The organism is Mycetocola sp., assembly GCF_025464835.1.
Taxonomy (GTDB): Bacteria; Actinomycetota; Actinomycetes; order Actinomycetales; family Microbacteriaceae; genus Mycetocola_A.
This window is the reverse complement of the sequence record NZ_JAODMP010000097.1, coordinates 1-18412: the sequence shown is the minus strand read 5'-3', so window position 1 is coordinate 18412 and position 18412 is coordinate 1. Positions and strand designations below refer to the sequence as shown.

General features: G+C 65.4%; 16 protein-coding genes, 1 tRNA gene and 2 pseudogenes. 7 read left to right on the top strand and 12 right to left on the bottom strand.

Annotation, left to right across the window (positions count from 1 at the left end; all coding sequences use genetic code 11):
• Positions 1 to 139: 139 nt before the first annotated feature.
• Entirely contained in the window at positions 140 to 1162 is a 1023-nt protein-coding gene (locus JWP90_RS12400) for a DUF808 domain-containing protein (RefSeq protein WP_297364690.1), read from the top strand.
• A 460-nt stretch (positions 1163 to 1622) separates the two neighbouring features.
• On the opposite strand, the gene JWP90_RS12395 is transcribed toward JWP90_RS12400, so the two are convergent.
• Positions 1623 to 1793 carry a hypothetical protein gene (locus JWP90_RS12395; protein ID WP_297364688.1) on the bottom strand — a complete coding sequence of 57 codons (171 nt, stop codon included), beginning with the start codon at positions 1791 to 1793 and terminating at the stop codon, positions 1623 to 1625.
• A 386-nt stretch (positions 1794 to 2179) separates the two neighbouring features.
• On the opposite strand from JWP90_RS12395, the gene JWP90_RS12390 reads away from it, so the two are divergent.
• On the top strand, positions 2180 to 2941 hold the full coding sequence (locus JWP90_RS12390; RefSeq protein ID WP_297364685.1) for an SRPBCC family protein: 762 nt from the start codon (positions 2180 to 2182) through the stop codon (positions 2939 to 2941).
• Between the two features lie 140 nt (positions 2942 to 3081).
• Here JWP90_RS12390 and JWP90_RS12385 read toward each other — a convergent pair.
• Positions 3082 to 3234: pseudogene (locus tag JWP90_RS12385) on the bottom strand (AAA family ATPase); the annotation flags it as partial.
• Between the two features lie 93 nt (positions 3235 to 3327).
• On the opposite strand from JWP90_RS12385, the gene JWP90_RS12380 reads away from it, so the two are divergent.
• On the top strand, positions 3328 to 4143 hold the full coding sequence (locus tag JWP90_RS12380) for a hypothetical protein (protein ID WP_297364682.1): 816 nt from the start codon (positions 3328 to 3330) through the stop codon (positions 4141 to 4143).
• Positions 4144 to 4335: 192 nt separating this feature from the next.
• Here JWP90_RS12380 and JWP90_RS12375 read toward each other — a convergent pair whose 3' ends face one another.
• The 4 genes from JWP90_RS12375 to JWP90_RS12360 are packed head-to-tail and all read right to left on the bottom strand — an operon-like array spanning position 4336 to position 8562.
• Positions 4336 to 4920: a GIY-YIG nuclease family protein gene (locus tag JWP90_RS12375; protein WP_297364678.1), complete on the bottom strand. Its 585-nt coding sequence runs from the start codon at positions 4918 to 4920 to the stop codon at positions 4336 to 4338.
• A 31-nt stretch (positions 4921 to 4951) separates the two neighbouring features.
• A complete protein-coding gene (locus JWP90_RS12370; protein WP_297364675.1) occupies positions 4952 to 7429 on the bottom strand; it encodes an ATP-dependent DNA ligase in 2478 nt (825 codons plus the stop codon).
• 3 nt (positions 7430 to 7432) lie between these two features.
• Entirely contained in the window at positions 7433 to 7963 is a 531-nt protein-coding gene (locus JWP90_RS12365) for a DUF488 family protein (protein WP_297364672.1), read from the bottom strand.
• Positions 7964 to 7995: 32 nt separating this feature from the next.
• On the bottom strand, positions 7996 to 8562 hold the full coding sequence (locus tag JWP90_RS12360; RefSeq protein WP_297364669.1) for a PadR family transcriptional regulator: 567 nt from the start codon (positions 8560 to 8562) through the stop codon (positions 7996 to 7998).
• 223 nt (positions 8563 to 8785) lie between these two features.
• Here JWP90_RS12360 and JWP90_RS12355 point away from each other — a divergent pair, with 223 nt between their 5' ends.
• Positions 8786 to 9289 carry a DUF3145 domain-containing protein gene (locus JWP90_RS12355; protein WP_297364666.1) on the top strand — a complete coding sequence of 168 codons (504 nt, stop codon included), beginning with the start codon at positions 8786 to 8788 and terminating at the stop codon, positions 9287 to 9289.
• Positions 9290 to 9437: 148 nt separating this feature from the next.
• Here JWP90_RS12355 and JWP90_RS12350 read toward each other — a convergent pair whose 3' ends face one another.
• From JWP90_RS12350 to aceE, 6 genes are all read right to left on the bottom strand, one after another.
• The gene (locus JWP90_RS12350; RefSeq protein WP_297364663.1) at positions 9438 to 10673 is read right to left on the bottom strand and encodes a beta-ketoacyl synthase; all 1236 of its coding nucleotides are present in this window, start codon (positions 10671 to 10673) and stop codon (positions 9438 to 9440) included.
• A 115-nt stretch (positions 10674 to 10788) separates the two neighbouring features.
• On the bottom strand, positions 10789 to 11037 hold the full coding sequence (locus JWP90_RS12345) for an acyl carrier protein (protein WP_090711896.1): 249 nt from the start codon (positions 11035 to 11037) through the stop codon (positions 10789 to 10791).
• A gap of 85 nt (positions 11038 to 11122) precedes the next feature.
• On the bottom strand, positions 11123 to 12127 hold the full coding sequence (locus JWP90_RS12340) for a beta-ketoacyl-ACP synthase III (protein ID WP_297364656.1): 1005 nt from the start codon (positions 12125 to 12127) through the stop codon (positions 11123 to 11125).
• A gap of 47 nt (positions 12128 to 12174) precedes the next feature.
• Positions 12175 to 13089, bottom strand: coding sequence for an ACP S-malonyltransferase (locus JWP90_RS12335; RefSeq protein WP_297364653.1), 915 nt, complete (start codon positions 13087 to 13089; stop codon positions 12175 to 12177).
• Positions 13090 to 13189: 100 nt separating this feature from the next.
• Positions 13190 to 14389 carry a CdaR family transcriptional regulator gene (locus tag JWP90_RS12330; protein WP_297364650.1) on the bottom strand — a complete coding sequence of 400 codons (1200 nt, stop codon included), beginning with the start codon at positions 14387 to 14389 and terminating at the stop codon, positions 13190 to 13192.
• A gap of 18 nt (positions 14390 to 14407) precedes the next feature.
• Positions 14408 to 17134 carry a pyruvate dehydrogenase (acetyl-transferring), homodimeric type gene (gene aceE, locus JWP90_RS12325; protein ID WP_297364647.1) on the bottom strand — a complete coding sequence of 909 codons (2727 nt, stop codon included), beginning with the start codon at positions 17132 to 17134 and terminating at the stop codon, positions 14408 to 14410.
• Positions 17135 to 17372: 238 nt separating this feature from the next.
• Between aceE and JWP90_RS12320 the strand changes: the two genes are divergently transcribed.
• The 3 genes and pseudogenes from JWP90_RS12320 to JWP90_RS12310 form a co-directional block, all read left to right on the top strand.
• A complete protein-coding gene (locus tag JWP90_RS12320; protein WP_297364644.1) occupies positions 17373 to 17846 on the top strand; it encodes a peroxiredoxin in 474 nt (157 codons plus the stop codon).
• Between the two features lie 36 nt (positions 17847 to 17882).
• Positions 17883 to 17955, top strand: a tRNA-Val gene (locus tag JWP90_RS12315).
• Between the two features lie 224 nt (positions 17956 to 18179).
• Positions 18180 to 18412: pseudogene (locus tag JWP90_RS12310) on the top strand (hypothetical protein); the annotation flags it as partial.

Below are 18412 nucleotides of genomic sequence, written 5' to 3'. Positions count from 1 at the left end.
GTTGCGGCTCATTCCGCGGAGCTAGCTGACGCCCGCCACTCCGTCGACGGGCTGGCCCGCCACCATATAATGCGAGTATGCCAATTACGCGAGGCATTCGCACTCAGCCGTCCAACCTCGAGCAGTACGGGGGCGATCTGTGAGCGGCGGTCTCGTCGCTCTGCTGGACGACGTCGCAGCCCTGGCCCGTATAGCGGCCGCGTCGGTGGACGACGTCGCTGCAGGAGCTGCCCGGGCGGGGGTCAAGGCCGCCGGCGTGGTGATCGACGATGCCGCCGTCACCCCGCAATACGTTTCCGGGGCGGACCCGTCTCGCGAACTGCCGATGATCAAGCGGATTTTCTGGGGGTCACTCAGAAACAAACTTCTGATCATCCTGCCCGCGCTGCTGCTCATCAGCGCCTTCATCCCGTGGGTCATCCCATTCATCCTGATGCTGGGCGGAACCTACCTCTGCTACGAGGGTGCCGAGAAGGTCTGGCACAAACTCCGCGGCCACTCCTCGGAGGGGGAGAAGGCGCCGGCGGTTGAACGGGGCCCCGAGGCCGAAGCCAAGGTGACGAAGGGCGCCATCACCACCGACTTCATCCTGTCCTGCGAGATCATGGTGATCTCGATGAACGAAGTGGCCGATGAGTCCCTGTGGGCGCGCGCGATCATCTTGGTCGTCGTTGCGTTCGCGATCACGATACTCGTGTACGGCGCTGTCGGACTCATCGTCAAGATGGACGACATCGGGCTGCACCTGACCACCAAGGACTCCGCGGGCTCGCAGCGCTTCGGCAAGCTGCTCGTCAAGGGGATGCCCGCGGTGCTGACCGCCATCACCGTCATCGGGACGATCGCAATGCTCTGGGTCGGTGGACACATCATGCTGCAGGGCGCATATGACCTCGGTTGGCACCTGCCGTATGACCTGGTTCATGTGCTCGAGACACCTTTCGCTGAGGTCCCTGTGGTGGGCGGCTTCCTGGTGTGGCTGGTGAACACCCTGTGCTCAGCCGTCCTCGGTCTCGCCTGGGGCCTCGTCGTCATGGCCATCCTGCACCCGCTGCTGAAGGTGCTCCCGTCCGGCAAGGAGAAAGGCGGGCACGACGGTGACGTGCGGGTCGCAGTCGCCGGCGACCGATCGGCGGAACGTCGCGCTGATCCTGCCCCTTAACGGGAAATGAATGGTGCAGATCGATTCGGTTGATCAGACGGAGTGGACGCGATGGGGCGAGGTGCATCTGCGGGGGTGAAGGTAGACCCGCGGGCTTTCGGTCGACCCATGAGGAGTTCCCGGCACCGGAGCGGCCACTAGCCTCGTGAAATCGGCTGCGGAAGGGTCGACTAATCAGCCCAACGGGCGGACGATTGACGAACTTCCACTCGCAAGGAGGCTGGCGATGTGCTACTCGCGGCATGAGGATGCCGAGAAGACGGTGCAGAACGATCTTGCTCAGGAGGATCCCCGACAGAGTGCGCCTGAAGCTCACTCCGAGAAAGGGGTCATGCCAGAGCCTGCGAGATTCTGGACTTTCCGAACGGGTCGGCGAGACCGCACGACCGAGGAAGCGACAACCGATCGGGCAGGGTGCGCGTCTTAGTACCGGCCCGGGCACTCCACGCGGGCGGTTCCGTCAGTCGGAATGCCGGCTGTGGTCCGAGACGTCTGGTTCTGCGCGCACGGCGTCGGCGATCTCTTCCTCCGGACGCGGTGCGATGGTCTCGTCAACCTCGAGCTCGGGGATGATGGGCTCATCCCGGCCCGGAATGTGTTCCTTGGAGGAGTGATCGTTGTGGTGTGACACGGCGGATCCTTTGGTCGGCAACATCCACAGCGTATACCGGTTGGTGCGGCCACGAGACCCCAGCGGCTCGATCTGCGCTCTTGGGTCGGCACGGTCTAATCTCGTTGGGCGTGCCGCTGGAGTTGCCACCGGTGCACGTCGGGCAGCCAATCCAACGCGGCCGGTGGAACGACCCGCGGGTCGTTCGAATCAACGCCGTTGAGCAGGTCCTGCACGTAGCTGCAATCCTGCTCGATGCGCGCGCTGTTGCGACGCCTCGGTGGGACGGATGTCCTCTTCAGCTTTTGGTCGGCGAATGCAAGGGGGTATCCGGTCTTCACGCTGCTTGCTTACAGTGGCAAATGGGTGCGCGTCCGCGCACGACCACCCCTACAGAAGGAGACGCCATGAGCACGAAGGTTGAAAAAAGCATCCTCGTTAACGTCCCGCTCAGCATCGCGTACAACCAGTGGACCCAGTTCGAGGAGTTCCCTCACTTCATGAGCGGAATCAAGTCCGTCACGCAACTCGACAATGAGAACTTGAAGTGGGTCGCGGAGATCGCCGGTGTCCGTCGGCAGTGGAACGCGAAGATCCTCGAACAGGTGCCAGACAAGAAGGTGTCGTGGGCTGCGACAGAGGGAGCGACGAACGCAGGGTCGGTGACCTTCGAGGACGTCGGAGGCGGACAAACTCAGGTGCACCTCGTCCTCGAATACGAGCCGGAGGGTCTGGTTGAGAAGATCGGCGACAAGCTCAACGTCGTCGAGAACCAGGCAGAGGGTGACCTCGAGCGGTTCAAGACCTTCATCGAATCTGAGGGCTACGCCACAGGCGCGTGGCGCGGATCGGTGGAAACCGGCACCACCTCCGACGAGCCTGGCATTGAGACGGCCGCCGATTCACGTGGCGACAGTGGCAAGGCGGGAATCTCGGGCAAGGTCGCTGCGGGTGTCGGAATTGCTGCTGCAGCAGCCGCCGCTGGTGTCGCCGCGACCAAGAAGAACCGCGAGCACACAACGGATGTCGACGCCGACGTCACACTGACGCCTGCCGATGACGCGCTGCCCGACCCGACCCTTCCTGGGGCATCATCCGCGGAAGCGGGCGTGACGCTTCAAGAGGATCCGCTGCTCAATCAGAACCGCGACACAGGTGGAGCCCTCTAGGACGCGCGACCCTGGCCGGCCCACCAGCCGGCCGAGCGGGCAGCGAGCTGCCGCCGCCTGAGCCTCTCCAGCAACCCCGACAGCCCCCGTTGTCGAGCGGGGGCTGGCGGCTGGTAGGTCAGCCGGCGCCACCATCGTGACGGTTCAGGGTCCGGCGCCGGAGCCTCACCGCGGGCGCGCGCGGCCTCAACGATGTCGTCGGTCGTGAGCGTCATCACGTCGTCACGATCGAGGGAATCCAGGCTGCGGTCCTCATCACGTGACAGCCTCAGCGCCTGGCGATCGAGCGCCTGGCATGGTGAATATACGGGATGCCACCACCAGGACCTTCGGTGTCTGCGAGCATGTGCCAATGCTGCGAAGATTGATGCCGGAAAGGGAACCACATGGCATCCGAACACGACGCAGACATCCTCGAGGCGGAGCTGCTGATCCCCGACGTGCCGAAGCTTGCGCGGCGGTACCCGGAGTCACTGCCGAGGCCGAGGCTTCACGCCCGGTGGATCGAGGAGGAGGACGTGTCGCTCGCGTTCATCGAGATCGGGGACATAGCGATGCACGTGGAGACCACCGATGACGACCTCGCCTGGCACCTGCACGTCGGCGGTCATGACGGACCACCGTTGGATGGCTCGCCGTGGGACGAGAAGACGACCAAGGCGTTGCTGCTGTGGATGGAGGAGTTCGCCGGAAAGGTCCACTCCTGCTTGGAATTGATCGACGAAGACATCTTCGACGCTATCGACCTCTTCGAGGCCGGTGCGACGTCCGCGCCGTTGTCGTCGGCGGGCTTCGACCCGGACGAGTGGGCGACATTCACGAAGAAGGACTTCCTGGTGTTCAGGGTCGCCGCTCCTGGCGAAGCGGAACCACAGATCTGGACCGGCACGGGAGACGCGTGGCACCTGCATGACGAAGAGCGGGACGGCGACGCGGAGCTGCTGTGGGCGTCACCCGGTTCCGACGACCCGATTCACCTCGGTGCAGTGATGATGTCACCGGAGACAGAGCTGCCGGCAACATTCGCGAACCCCGGCATCAACTGGGACGACGTAGGCATGACCGAGAGCGACGCCATGGACTGGCTGCTGCGCGAACATCGAAACTGTGTCTGGGCTTCCACCATCCACGATGCTCTCACCGAAGCGGTCCTCGACATGCTCGCGGGTTTCAGCGCCCCTATCGTCTCACCACACCGCTGACGGTAGTTTCCCCAGCGGGGCCAGGGGCCGTACTTGAGGTCGATCGCGAGCACCTGTGAAGACATCATGGCCGAACTGACGACCGACGATGTCTGGGGGTGCGCGAGAAGCAGAACTTCATGGTGCTGGGGATGTCAACGGGACCTCGCCCTGGCCCTGTCCATCCGCCACCAGCGCTACGGACAGTCCCGCTCAGCCGTGCAGCGCCGCCTGCTGGCTGCGCCACAGCGCGTACTGCGCCCACGGGTCGTCGACGCCTGCCCGAAGACCCTCGATGTGCGAGAGGATTTCGTTGTGAGCGGCGAACCACTCACTGCGGTCGAGACGATGAGCGGCGAATTGGGCATGGCGTCTCTGCTCGGTCAGCCGGTTCCCTCGCTCAAAGGCCAGCAGTTCATCGTGGCGGATGCCAGCGAAACGCTGGCGGGGATTCACCGACGTCCCGATCTTGATCCGATCCCCGAATCGGAGGTAGTAGACCACGTCGACGCGGGGTTCGACGGTTCCGCCATCCGGGATGTCGCCCACCCTCCACTCACAGACAGCGCACAGCCAGCCGGACGGGTAACGGACTCCGAGGCGGGAGCCGCAGGCCAGGCAGGGTGTCGGCAGGATGTCGGTGACCCCGCTCGCTCCAACTACCCAGTCGTGGGCCAGCTGGAGGTGGCTGGGGCACAGGTTGAGTGGCGCATCGGCATCGACCGTTTCGCTGCACGGCCGGCAACCGTCAACGAGAACCCCACACGCCGGTTGTGCGTTGGACCGAGAACTGGGCATGTTTCAAGGGTACGTCCGCCGCTGGATGTCCTCACTCGATCCGCACATCCGCCGGTGCCTTGTCGGGGCGCCAGCCACGCCACGACGAATGGCGAAGCGACCCCGCGCTCGTCCACTCCATGAAGGTCACTTCTCCGACGAGCTCCGGCTCGACCCACTGCGCGTGCAGCAGTTCATCGCGCGGGGCGTCGTGCACCGGGGGAGACTTCCGCGACATCTTCCGCAAACGGGCGAGCATCGCACGGCGCTCCGCGTCGGAGAAACCCGTGCCGACGCGGCCCGCGTAACGGATGCCGTCGGCATCCGGGATTCCGAGGACCAGCGAACCGATACCACCGGCTGCGGAACCGGTTCCCGGGCGCCAGCCGACCACCACCACTTCCTGGGTTCGCTGATGCTTGAGCTTGATCCACGCGCGAGACCGCCGTCCCTCCGTGTACCGGCTATCCCGCACCTTCGCGATGACGCCCTCGAGGCCGCGGGACGTGCTCGACGCGAGGGCCGCCTCGATGTCGCCATCGAACTCCTCCGGAACATGCACCGGCCCGGCCCCCGTCACGCTCGCGGACAGGGCCGCGCGGCGGACGTCGTAGTCGTCCGCCGTGATGTCGTGTCCGTCCAGTTCGAGCAGGTCGAAGAGCATCAGTTCAATGCTTGCCGAGCGGGCAGCGGACTCCTCCTCGGTCAGCCCCGCGCGGGACTGGAGGAATCCGAAGTTCGGGCGGCCTTTCCGGTCAAGCGCGACGATCTCGCCATCCAGCACCGCAGACTTCGGCTTCACCGCCTCCCTGAGCGGCTTCACCAGCTCCGGGAAGGTCGTCGTGAGATCCTTTCCATTCCGGCTGATCAGCCACACATCATCGCCGTCGAGGTAGGCGACGGCACGGTATCCGTCCCATTTCATCTCGAGCGCCCAGTCTTCATCGGCGTCAAGGTCGGCGACTGTGCCGTTGGTCGCGAGCATGGGGGAGCGCAGCGGCCGGGAGATCGGGATTGTCTCTGCAGCGGCGAAGGACGGAAGTGATGTCACCGGGGCTCGGCGCCGTTTCGATCCCGACTTCTTCGCCGTGCCGTCCATGAGGTGGATTAGCCAGTTGTTCTCGGCGCCTGGCCGGCTCGTGTGAATCAGAGCGTACGTCCGGGGCACCCCGCCGAGGCCTCCGCCCGGCTGACCCGTCAGCGTTGCGATGACTTCCTTGCCCTCGCGCCACTTCTCCAGTTCGAAGCTGCCGGAGTCCCAGACGGTGACTTCTCCCGCGCCGTATTCGCCCTTCGGGATGGTTCCTTCGAACGTGCCGTACTCGAGCGGATGATCCTCCGTCTGTACGGCGAGGTGGTTTTCGGCGCCATCCAGCGGTGGACCTTTGGGAACCGCCCAGGACACCAGCACCCCCTCGTGTTCCAGACGGAAGTCGTAGTGCAGCCGCCTGGCATGGTGCTCCTGGATCACGAAGGCGTTGCCGCTCGACAGCGGCGCGACCGCATCCGGAACCGGCTCAGGCGTCTTCGATCCGTCGCGCATGCTGCGGTACTTGGCAAGGCGGTCCCGTGAGGCGGGGGTCGCCTCGAAGCTCGCCAGGTGGCTCGGCGTCGGCTCGAGCCCCGCATCGCGTGAGGCCAGCAGCGGGGAGAGGATGTCGCCCTGCTCCGCCACGCGGGCGAGCACCTCCTCGAAGCCGAGCTGCTGCAGCGACGGGGAGGCAAGTTCCTGCCAGGTGCGTGGAGCGGCCACCATCGGCGTCAGCCTGCCGCGCAGCGAGTACGGCGCTATCGTGGTCTTCGCCTGGTTGTTCTGGCTCCAGTCGACGAGCACCTTGCCGGTTCGCAGCGACTTCTTCATGTCGCTGACGATGAGGTCTTTATGGTCCGCCTCGAGGGCGCGGGCCAGCTCGTGGGCGACGGGCGAAACCTGGTCCGACGTCCACCGGCCGTCGAGCGGCGCGTACAGGTGGATGCCCTTGCTCCCGCTCGTGACAGGGAGCGGCTCCAGCCCCATGTCGGTCAGGATCTCGCGGGCCAGCCGGGCGACCTCTGCGCACTCGACGAGCCCCACTCCATCGCCCGGGTCGAGGTCCAGCACGAGCCGGTCCGGTTTGCGGCGGCTGCCGGTGCGTTCGAATCGCCATTGCGGCACGTGGATCTCGAGTGCGGACATCTGCGCAAGCCAGACGAGTGTCGCCCGGTCGTTCACGAGCGGATACTCGTTCGGCCCGCCACTGTGCTCGATCGACCGCCTCGCCAGCCAACCGGGTGCGGATTCATCGAGGTTCTTCTGATAGAAGACGTCGCCTGGGTGCTCCGCCGTTCCGACTCCGTGGACCCACCGTTTTCGCGTGGCCGGCCGGTTCGCCGTGTATGGAACCATCACATCGGCGATCTCCGCGTAATACCGGAGAACGTCGGCCTTCGTGGTCCCGGTTGCCGGGTACATGACCTTGTCGAGGTTGGTGACGGTGATTCTCCTGCCGTCGACCTCGACCACCTGGCGGGCTCCTCCGCGCGCGGGCATCGACTACACCGGTTCCGGGATCGGCGGGTACGTGATGGTGGTTCCGTCCACGTGCGCGAATCGGGTCAGCGTATGCGGCTTCGCCGACGAGACGCTGTAGATGTCGGTCACCGATGCGCCACGCACCAGCAACGCATCACCGACTAGCGAACGGTGACAGCGCCATGGGACAGCCTCCGCACACATGATCGCGACCGTTTGCCCGTCGGCGAGACGCAGCAGTTCATCGATGCCATCCTGGAAGGCGCCGGTCTGCATGTAGTCGGCATACCCGCGGAACGAGGTGTTCTTCCAGCCGGTGTTGACCGAGTCGGCCGTGGTGCGGCGAAGACCCCCGAGCGCCTCGAGCCGACGGTAACCGATGCCGAATTCCGGCAGGCTGACTTTGAGTTCTTCCTCACCGAACTGCGGATTGTGGCGGGAACGCGGAATGGTCCGGATGTCGACGACCACGCTTACTCCGTGGGCTCCCAGCAACGCGGCGAACTCTTCGATCGGGTGCGTCGAATGACCCAGGGTGAAAATCTCACGCATGCCGGGCAGCGTATCGCCGTTGCCCGTGTAGCTCAAGCCATCGACGGCGGCGCCGGTTGCGGCCGCCGCCCTCGCTGCGGACGGATGCCGCGTAGCGGAAGGCCGGGATCGGTGACGGTGAACGCCGCTCGCGTCTCAGCGAGCCACGCCAGTGCCGCCTCTGCCCAGAGCCGGGAAGCGGAGGCGGTGACGGCGGAGCGCAGAGCGCCGTCCTCGGCGGGCGTCGTGAGGAAGGAGCGCCAGGCGAACTCATGCCGGTCGAGAAGCGTGGGCCAGTCCGCATCGGGCAGGCTCGCGCCGATGAGAACCTGATCGAGCAGATCAGCCCAGGTACGCGGGTCAGGGGCGGTCGGAACGTCGAGCCACTGATTTACCGCCTCTGATCCGGTGGATGTGAGCGCGTACAGCGGCAGGTTGTCATCGGTCGTCGTGCCCGACGAGATGAGACCGGCCCTGCCGAGGCGGTCCAGAGTGCTGTAGACCTGCCCGACGTTGAGGCCGGCACGATGGGGCGCCCGGATGACGAGCTCGTCCCTGAGCGCCAGGCCGTATCCGGGACCGAGGGAGAGGATCGCGAGGATGCCGTCTTTGACCGCCATGGCACCTCCGTGAATCGTCGCGGGTTTGAAGTCTACCGGGTATAGCTCAGCAGTCGGTCCCGGCGACTGACCACAACGCTGTGATTTCGCCGTTGTGATGTGGCCGCTGACTGGGGCATAATGATCGCAACGGCCTTAGCGCCGACAATTTCATACGATGCTGCAGCACTCGAGCATCTCCATGGTCGTTGGGGAAGACGTACCACAGGAGATGGAGGAGAACATGGTGGCATCAGTCGCACGAGGGGTGATTCTTATTCACTCCTCTCCGCGCGCGCTCTGCCCGCACGTTGAATGGGCAGCGGGGCGTGCTCTCGGACGCGCCGTGAATTTCGACTGGGAGGACCAGCCGGTGCTCAAAGGATCCCAGCGGGCCGAGTTCTACTGGGAGGGCTACCAGGGGATGGGAGCTGCTCTCGCCTCGGCCCTGCGCGGCTGGGAGCACCTCCGGTTCGAAGTGACCGAGGATCCGACTCCCGGCTCGGATGGCGGCCGTTGGTTGCACACACCCGACCTGGGCATTTTCTTCGCCCAGACCGACACCGCCGGCAATGTCGTCGTTCCGGAGGACCGGGTCCGTTACGCCATGGAGGTGGCGGGCAACAACGCGGACGAGCTCCACCGCGAACTGCGGATCGCTCTCGGCCAGGCCTGGGACGACGAACTCGAACCGTTCAGGCACGCCTCCGACGATTCATCCGTCGTCTGGCTCCACAAGGTGGGCTGAACTCAGGCACAGCAGAACACCAGGATCACACGCGTGGCCCCACGCGCTCCGGTTGGTGACTTCCCGGTCGGTTCGCGGCTGAAACCGTGGGGTCCTGGATACAGAAGAACCCCCGACGGATTCTCCGCCGGGGGTTCTGTTCTTCAGCTCAGTAACTCCGGAAGGCGACGACGGCGTTGTGCCCGCCGAACCCGAAGGAGTTGCTGAGCGCGAGCAGGTCCCCTGAGCCCAGGTCCCGGGGGGCGGTGACGACGTCGAGGGGAATCGCCGGATCCTGCACGTCGAGGTTGATCGTCGGGGGAGCGGTGCGCTCGTGCAGCGCCAGGATCGTGAAGATCGCTTCGAGGGCACCCGTGCCTCCGAGGAGATGACCGGTGGCAGCCTTCGTCGCCGACACCGCGATGTTGGGCAGGTGGTCGCCGAACACCCGCAGGAGCGCGTTGTACTCGGCGATGTCGCCGACCGGGGTGCTCGTGGCGTGGGCATTGACGTGCAGCACATCGGTCAGGCTTGCACCGGCTTGCTCGACAGCTCCGAGCATGGCCCGCGCTGCGGCTGACCCCTCCGGGTCCGGAGCGGTGATGTGGTACGAGTCGCTCGTCACCGCACCGCCGGCCAGTTCCGCGTAGATGCGGGCGCCGCGGGCCAGGGCGTGCTCTTCCGTCTCCAGCACGATCGACGCGGCACCTTCGCCGAGCACGAAGCCGTCACGGGACACATCGTATGGCCGGGATGCCGATTCCGGGGAATCGTTCCGACGCGACAACGCCTGCATGGCCGAGAACGCAGCGATGGGCAGCGGGTGGACGACAGACTCCGTGCCGCCGGCGATGACCACGTCGGCTAGGCCGGCCTGCAGGTGTTCGTAGGCGTTCGCGATCGCTTCGGTGCTCGAGGCGCACGCGGAGACATCGGTGCGGGAATATGCGCGTGAGGGGATGGACATGCTGATCGCAGCTGAGGCGGCGTTGGGCATCAGCATCGGGATCGTCATCGGGAGGACCCGGCGCGGGCCCTTCTCCTTGAGGGTGTCCCAGGCGTCGAGCAGCGTCCAGAGACCACCGATGCCGGTGGAGTAGTCGACGCCGACACGGAGCGGGTCGACATCGGGGGACCCGGCATCCGCCCATGCTTCGCGGGCAGAGACCAGCGCGAACTGGCTGGATGGGTCCAGACGCTTGACCTCCTGGCGCTCGAGGACCTCGGACGGGCGTACTTTGGCTTCACCGGCGAAGGTCACCGGAAGGTTGTGTTCAGCGACCCAGTCGTGTTCGAGGGACCGGATGCCTGATTCCCCTGCGAGCAGTGCCTTCCAGGATTCCACGGCGGTTCCGCCCAGGGGCGAACTGGCACCGATACCGGTGACGACGATTTTCTTGGTCATGCGTGGAACTCTCCTGGTGCTGGTCAGCGATTCAAAGGGGAATGGCACGTCCGCGAGGGCGGGAGACGAGACCGGGCAGTGCTCGATCCGGTCTCCCGCACGTCGCTGAAACGGGTTAGGCCTGCGCCTTGACGATGAAGTCGACGGCGTCGCCGACCGTCTTGAGGTTCTTGACCTCTTCGTCGGGGATCTTGACGTCGAACTTCTCTTCAGCGTTGACGACGATCGTCATCATCGAGATCGAGTCGATGTCGAGGTCATCCGTGAAGGACTTGTCGAGCTCGACGGTGTCTGCGGCGATGCCTGTCTCGTCGTTGACGAGTTCAGCCAGACCGGCGAGGACTTCTTCGGTGGACAGTGCCATGGTGTTTTCTCCTTGAGTATCGATTGACCGTGAAACAGTCTATTGGGGTGGGCAGCACGAGATTCGCGCGCCGAGCGGGTAATTCTTAGGGCAGGACGACGACCTGAGCCGCAAACACGAGCCCGGCGCCGAAGCCGATCTGGAGGGCAAGGCCACCGCTGAGTTCCGGGTGTTCCTGCAGCAGGCGATGTGCGGCCAGCGGAATGGATGCGGCGGACGTGTTGCCTGTTGTTTCGATGTCGCGGGCGATGACGACGGTCGCGGGCAGCTGCAGCTGCTTCGCGAATTCGTCGATGATGCGCATGTTCGCCTGGTGGGGGATGAAGGCGGCGAGCTGATCCGCCGTGATGCCGGCGGCCTCGAGGGCCTGCTTGGCTACCTTCGCCATGTCCCACACTGCCCAGCGGAACACTGTCTGTCCCTCCTGGCGGAGCGTCGGCCATTCGGCTTCGCCGCGACGATACTCCTGGAGGGTTGCGTTCATAGCGACTGCTCCGGCTTTGGAGCCGTCGGAACCCCAGACGGTGGGCGCGATACCGGGGTATTCGCTTGGCCCGACCACGCAAGCGCCGGCGCCGTCCCCGAGAAGGAAGGAGATGGACCGGTCGGTCGGATCGACGATGTCGGAGAGTTTCTCCGCCCCGATGACCAGCGCATAGGTGGCGGCTCCGGAACGGATCAGCGCGTCGGCCTGGGCGATCGCGTACGGATAGCCGGCACAGGCGGCGTTCACGTCATAGGCGGCCGCCGGGTTCGACCCGACCCGGTCGGCCACGACAGCAGCCATGGACGGGGTCTGCTGGATGTTGCTGATCGTCGCGATGATGACGGCGTCGATGAGGGCAGGGTCCACCCCTGACACCGCAATCGCCTCCTTAGCGGCATCCGTCGCCAGGTCCACAGCGAGAAGGTCCTGGCTGGCACGCGTGCGGGTGATGATTCCGGTGCGCTGGCGGATCCACTCGTCGGATGAGTCGATCGGCCCGACGAGGTCGTCGTTGGGGACGGAGATGTCGCCGCGTGCTGCTCCGAACCCGAGGATGCGGGTGAAGGCCGGCCCCTGGGACTGCCGCAGAATAGGTGTTGTCAATGCGTCTCTCTCGTTTGGCGTGGAAGTAGGGCGAATACGGTCGTCGGTCACGCTGCGAGCAGCTCGACGGCGGCCGGGATGTCGTCAGGCGTTTTGATGCCGACCGCCGGGACGCCCTTGAGACCGCGGCGTGCCAGTCCGGTGAGGGCGCCGGCCGGCGCGAGTTCGATGATGCCGGTGACGCCGACGGACTGCATTCCGGCCATCGTCAGATCCCAGCGGACGGGGGAAGCGACCTGTCCGACGAGAAGCTCGACGAACCGGGAGCCGGAGCCGACAACCGTGCCGTCCGCGTTGGTCCAGAGAATGCGAACCGGGTCGGATGCCTGCACCGATTCGGCGGTCGAGGCAAGCGTGGTGCGCGCGGCTTCCATATATCGGGTGTGGAACGCCCCGGCGACCTGGAGGGGGAGTACCCGCGCCCCGGCGGGCGGAGCGGCGCTGAGCTCGGCGAGAGCATCGAGAGTTCCGGCGACGACGATCTGCCCACCGCCGTTGAAGTTGGCCGGCTGAAGTCCGAGTTCCTCGAGCCGGGCGAGGAGCGCATCCTCATCGCCGCCGAGAACGGCACTCATGCCGGTCGGAACTGCAGCCGCAGCGGCGGCCATCGCGGTTGCGCGGGCCGCTACGAAGCGCATGGCGGTGATTTCATCGAAGATCCCAGCGCCGACCGCGGCGGTGATCTCCCCGACCGAGTGACCAGCAATGGCCGTGGCTGCGGGCAGGTCTGCGTGGGCCGTCAGAGCCCGAAGGGCGAGCAGACCGGCGGCGACGATGAGAGGCTGGGCAACCCTGGTGTCACGGATGGTGTCGGCGTCCGACGTCGTGCCATGGGCGACGAGGTCCAGACCGGCGACCTCCGAGTACTGCTCAAGCAACCTCCGGTTGGCCGGGTCATCAAGCCACGGAGAAAGGAAACCGGGCGTCTGGGAGCCCTGGCCTGGGCATACGAGAACAATCACGCTACAAGTCTGCCAATCACGGTTGCGATGCGGGTGTGGATCATCACACAAGAATGGCAGGTTCCCTTGTGCATGTCACACAGGGCACGCGGGGTGCACGTCAGCGACGCCGCTTGACGGGATCCGGTTCGGCGATGGAGCCGAGGATGAGCGCGGACTGCAGAATCAGCGCTTCTCGAGCGCCGGTCGCGTCCCAGCCGATCACATCCGACACCCGTTTGAGCCGGTAACGCACCGTGTTGGGGTGCACGAACAACTCACGGGCGGTCGCCTCGAGGGACCGTCCATTGTCGAGGTAGCACCACAGCGTTGTGACCAATTCTGTGGAGTGCGCCTGCAACGGGCGGTAGATCCGTTCGATGAGGGTCGTGCGGGCGAGGGCATCGCCGGCGAGTGCCCGCTCGGGCAGGAGATCATCGGCCTGCACCGGGCGGGGGGCGTGACGCCAGGCGCGGGCGACGGCGAAGCCGGCGAGAGCCGCGCGGGCGCTCTTGGATGCTTCGACGAGCGTCGGGACCGCGTGGCCGAGCACGAGATACCCGGAACCGAAGCCGGGTTCGAGCTGGGTGGCGATCTCCACGAAGCTCAGGGAGGCCGCAGTGCCGATTTCCTCGTCGTCGACGCCGTGCGAGGTCTCCGCGCGACCGATCACCAGCACGAGACGACCACCTTGCACGCCGATCAGCACGTCTGCGGCCATATGCCTGGCCGTACGGCGCAGTTGGTCGACGTCGAGCTGCGGCGGTGTGGTTCCGACCAGGACAGCCACCTCACCGTGGCCGTGCCAGCCGAGGGCGGCGATCCGGCTCGGCAGCTCGTCGTCTGCCTCACCCGACAGGATCGAGTCGACGACGAGTGCTTCGAGGCGTGCGTCCCACAGACCGCGGGCTTCCGCGGCGCGTGCGTAGACGTCGGCAGCTGCGAAGGCGATCTCCCGCGAGTACAGGAGGATGCCCTCACGAAGATCCTCAGCGCCCCCGTCCTTCAATCGTGCTTCGACGACCTCGACGGTGACCCGGATGAGCTGGAGCGTCTGCTGCAGGCTCACCGAACGCAGGAGTTCGCGCGGCGCAGCTCCGAAGACATCCGCTGCGATCCATGGCGTCGATTTGGGATCGTCGAACCAGGCGATGAACGAAGCGATGCCGGCCTGGGCGACCAGGCCGACCGCCGACCGCCGCCCTGGTGGCATTTCTGCGTACCAGGGCAGCGTGTCTTCGAGCTTCTTCAGTGTTGTCGTAGCGAGTTCGCCCGAAAGCCTGCGCAGCCAGGCGAGGGTATCACTCTTCGAACGTGGCACGAGCGCGGAGCTGATGTTCTAGCTCTCACCACCGGCGTTGCCGGTGGTCCCCGCGTTGACGTCGTGCAGCTTGTACTTGTCGATCGCCTGCGTGGGCACCGAACGGTCGATCTCGCCACGATCGGCGAGCATCTCGAGCGCACGGACCACCATGGACGGCCCGTCGATCTTGAAGAACCGCCGTGCTGCTGCACGGGTGTCCGAGAAGCCGAAACCGTCGGCGCCGAGCGTCGCGAAGTCGCCAGGCACGAACTGCCGGATCTGGTCTGGCACAGCATGCATGAAGTCTGAGACGGCAACGAACGGACCGTTCGCCTCCTGCAGCTTCGCCGTGACGTACGGAACCTTCTTCTCGGCATCCGGGTTGAGGAAGTTGTGTTCCTCGGCCTTGATGCCCTCGCGGCGCAGCTCGGTCCATGAGGTGACCGACCAGACATCGGCGGACACGCCCCAGTCCTTCTCGAGGAGTTCCTGCGCTTCGAGAGCCCACGGGACTGCCACACCGGAGGCGAGCAACTGCGCCTTCGGGCCGGACGCCTGTGAATCCTTGAGCTTGTAAATGCCGTGGACCAGCCCGTCGACGTCGAGGTTCTCGGGCTCAGCCGGCTGCACGATCGGCTCGTTGTAGACGGTGATGTAGTACATCACGTTGGGGTCTTCGTGCTCGCCGCCATACATGCGCTCGAGGCCGGTGCGCATGATGTGCCCGATCTCGTAGCCGTACGCCGGGTCGTACGTGACCGTTGCCGGGTTCGTCGACGCGAGCAGCGCCGAGTGGCCGTCGGCGTGCTGCAAACCTTCACCGGTGAGGGTCGTGCGACCAGCGGTGGCGCCGATGATGAAGCCGCGCGTCATCTGGTCGCCGGCTGCCCAGAAGGCATCGCCGGTGCGCTGGTACCCGAACATCGAGTAGAAGACGTAGATCGGGATGAGCGGTTCACCCTGGGTCGAATATGACGTTCCGATGTTAGTGAACGCAGCAGCCCCGCCGGCCTCGTTGATGCCGACGTGCAGGATCTGGCCCTGCGGGCTTTCCTTGTACGCGAGCAACAGTTCACGGTCGACGGAGGTGTAGTGCTGCCCGTTGGGGTTGTAGATCTTCGCGGTCGGGAAGAACGCGTCGATGCCGAACGTGCGGGCCTCGTCGGGGATGATCGGCACGATGCGGTTGCCGAAGTCCTTGGACCGGATGAGGTCCTTGAGCAACCGGACGAACGCCATGGTGGTGGCGATCTCCTGGGTGCCCGAGCCCTTCTTCGCGATCGCATACGTCGACGCGTCCGGCAGGTTCAACTGGGTGTACTTCGAACGGCGCTCCGGTACGTAGCCGCCGAGAGCCTTGCGGCGTTCGTGGAGGTACTGAATTGCCTCATCCGAGTCGCCAGGGTGGTAGTACGGCGGCAGGTACGGGTTCTCTTCGAGCTGAGCGTCGGTGAACGGGATGCGCATCTCGTCACGGAACGTCTTCAGGTTGTCGAGCGTCATCTTCTTCATCTGGTGGGTCGCGTTGCGTCCCTCGAACGACGGACCCAGACCGTAGCCCTTGACCGTCTTCGCGAGGATGACCGTGGGCTGGCCCTTGTGCTCGGACGCGGCCTTGAACGCCGCGTAGACCTTGCGATAGTCGTGTCCGCCGCGCTTGAGGTTCCAGATTTGCTCGTCTGTGTAGTTCTCGACGAGTTTCAGGGCGCGCTCGTCCCGGCCGAAGAAGTGCTCCCGCACGAATGCGCCGCTCTCAGCCTTGTACGTCTGGTAGTCACCGTCAGGAGTGACGTTCATCAGGTTGAGGAGAGCACCGCTGTCGTCCTTGGCGAGCAGGTCATCCCACTCGCGGCCCCAGACGACCTTGATGACGTTCCAGCCGGCACCACGGAAGAAGCTTTCAAGCTCCTGGATGATCTTGCCATTGCCGCGGACCGGCCCGTCCAGCCGTTGCAGGTTGCAGTTGATGATGAAGTTGAGGTTGTCGAGTCCTTCGTTGGCTGCGACCTGCAGCTGTCCGCGGCTCTCGACCTCGTCCATCTCGCCGTCGCCGAGGAACGCCCAGACCTGCTGGTCGCTGGCGTCCTTGATACCACGGTTGGTCAGGTACCGGTTGAGTTGTGCCTGATAGATCGCATTGATCGGGCCAAGGCCCATCGACACGGTCGGGAACTGCCAGAACTCCGGCATGAGCCGCGGGTGCGGGTACGACGAGATGCCGTTCGCTCCGTGTGACTTCTCCTGGCGGAACCCGTCCAGCTGGTCGGTCGACAACCGGCCCTCGAGGAACGCGCGGGCATAGGTGCCTGGGGAGGCATGGCCCTGAATGAAGATCTGGTCGCCGCCGCCTGGGTGGTCCTGGCCGCGGAAGAAGTGGTTGAAACCGACTTCGTAGAGAGCAGCGGAGGAAGCGTAGGTCGAGATGTGCCCGCCGACACCGATCCCAGGACGCTGACCACGGTGCACGGTGACCGCGGCATTCCAGCGGATCCAGGCACGGTAGCGCCGTTCGATGTCTTCGTCGCCGGGGAATTCGGGTTCGTTCTCCGGCGCGATCGTGTTGATGTAGTCGGTGGTCGGGACCATCGGCACGCCGAGGTGGAGCTCACGCGAGCGCTTGAGCAGGCTCAGCATGATCTCGCGGGCGCGGCCGTGACCGTGTGTTGCGACGAGCTGATCGAGTGACTCCTGCCACTCGGCGGTCTCTTCGGGGTCTTTGTCGAAGTTGTTCACCGAGTAGGGGTCCTGGTCGTTTACAGTCACCGTCGACCTTTCTGTATGGGCAGATCGTGCCTGATTCTCACGGTGCAAATTGTCAGTCTGGTCGGGTTCGAACCGTGCTGGCACCACCCCTCAGCCTAGCGACTCGATCGGGCGATAGGCGACATCCCAGCCGTTTGCCTTGGAACGCACGGGCCGGAGGTCTAGCATGTGGATTTGCCCGATGCGCCGATCCCGGCGCCCCCCGTATGCAGGCAACCCGCCTGAAAGGACGAGTCCCATGGCCCTGGAGAACGACACCCGAGCTCCCGACTTCGCGCTCCAGAACCAGTTCGGCGAGCTCATTCAGCTCGGAAGTTTCCACGGCAAGCGCGCTGTGGCCCTCGTCTTCTTCCCGCTCGCCTTCTCTGGACGGTGCACGAGCGAACTTTGTGAGTTGCGCGACAACCTCGCCCTCTTCAAGGACGCCGACGTCGAGCTGATCGGAATCTCGGTGGATTCCAAGTTCACCCTCCGCGCGTGGGCAGAGCAGGAGGGCTACGACTTCACGCTTCTGGCCGATTTCTGGCCGCACGGCCAGGTGAGCAAGGAGTACGGCGTGTTCCTCCCCGAGACCGGGTTCGCGAACCGTGCCACGTTCCTCATCGACACCGACGGCATCATCCGAGCCAGTTTCATCACAGCACCGGGTGAGGTTCGTCCGCTTGCCGCGTACCGGGCCGCGCTCGATGAGCTGCAGCGCCAGCCGGTCTGAACCCGTGTAATATGAACTGCTGCCTTCGGGCAGGAAGGGCCTTTAGCTCAGCTGGTAGAGCGCCACGTTTACACCGTGGATGTCGTCGGTTCGATCCCGGCAGGGCCCACTGAGAAGCACCTCGGGGCGCCGCGGCGCGTCCCATCCCGACCCGACCCGCCCCGCCCGGCTCCGACCCGCTCCGCTCCGCTCCCCGAACGAGCGGGCCCGGTCCGGGAGCGGCGGCCTCGATCGGCTGGTCATCGTGAGCGGACGGTGAGGACTCCGCCGTTCGGCGTCTGGAAACCATGAGGACGCCTCCCGCCGAGGAGACGGCGCGTGAGGCTGGTCGTCGTGACTTTGACTGCGATCATGCCGACGCTTCGGGCGTCGCTCCCCGATCCCGTGGACCCCTCCCTGTGGCCGGTGCACACGGAGGTGACGACGAACGACGTGGTGGTCTCGGCGATCTCGATGGTCCGCCTTGCTGAGATCGCTGGGACGCCATGTGTCCACACCGCCGAACAAGCGCCGCCCCGATTCCGTCCGCAAGCATGGGAACCGAGAGCAGTCAGCGTCGCCGTCGC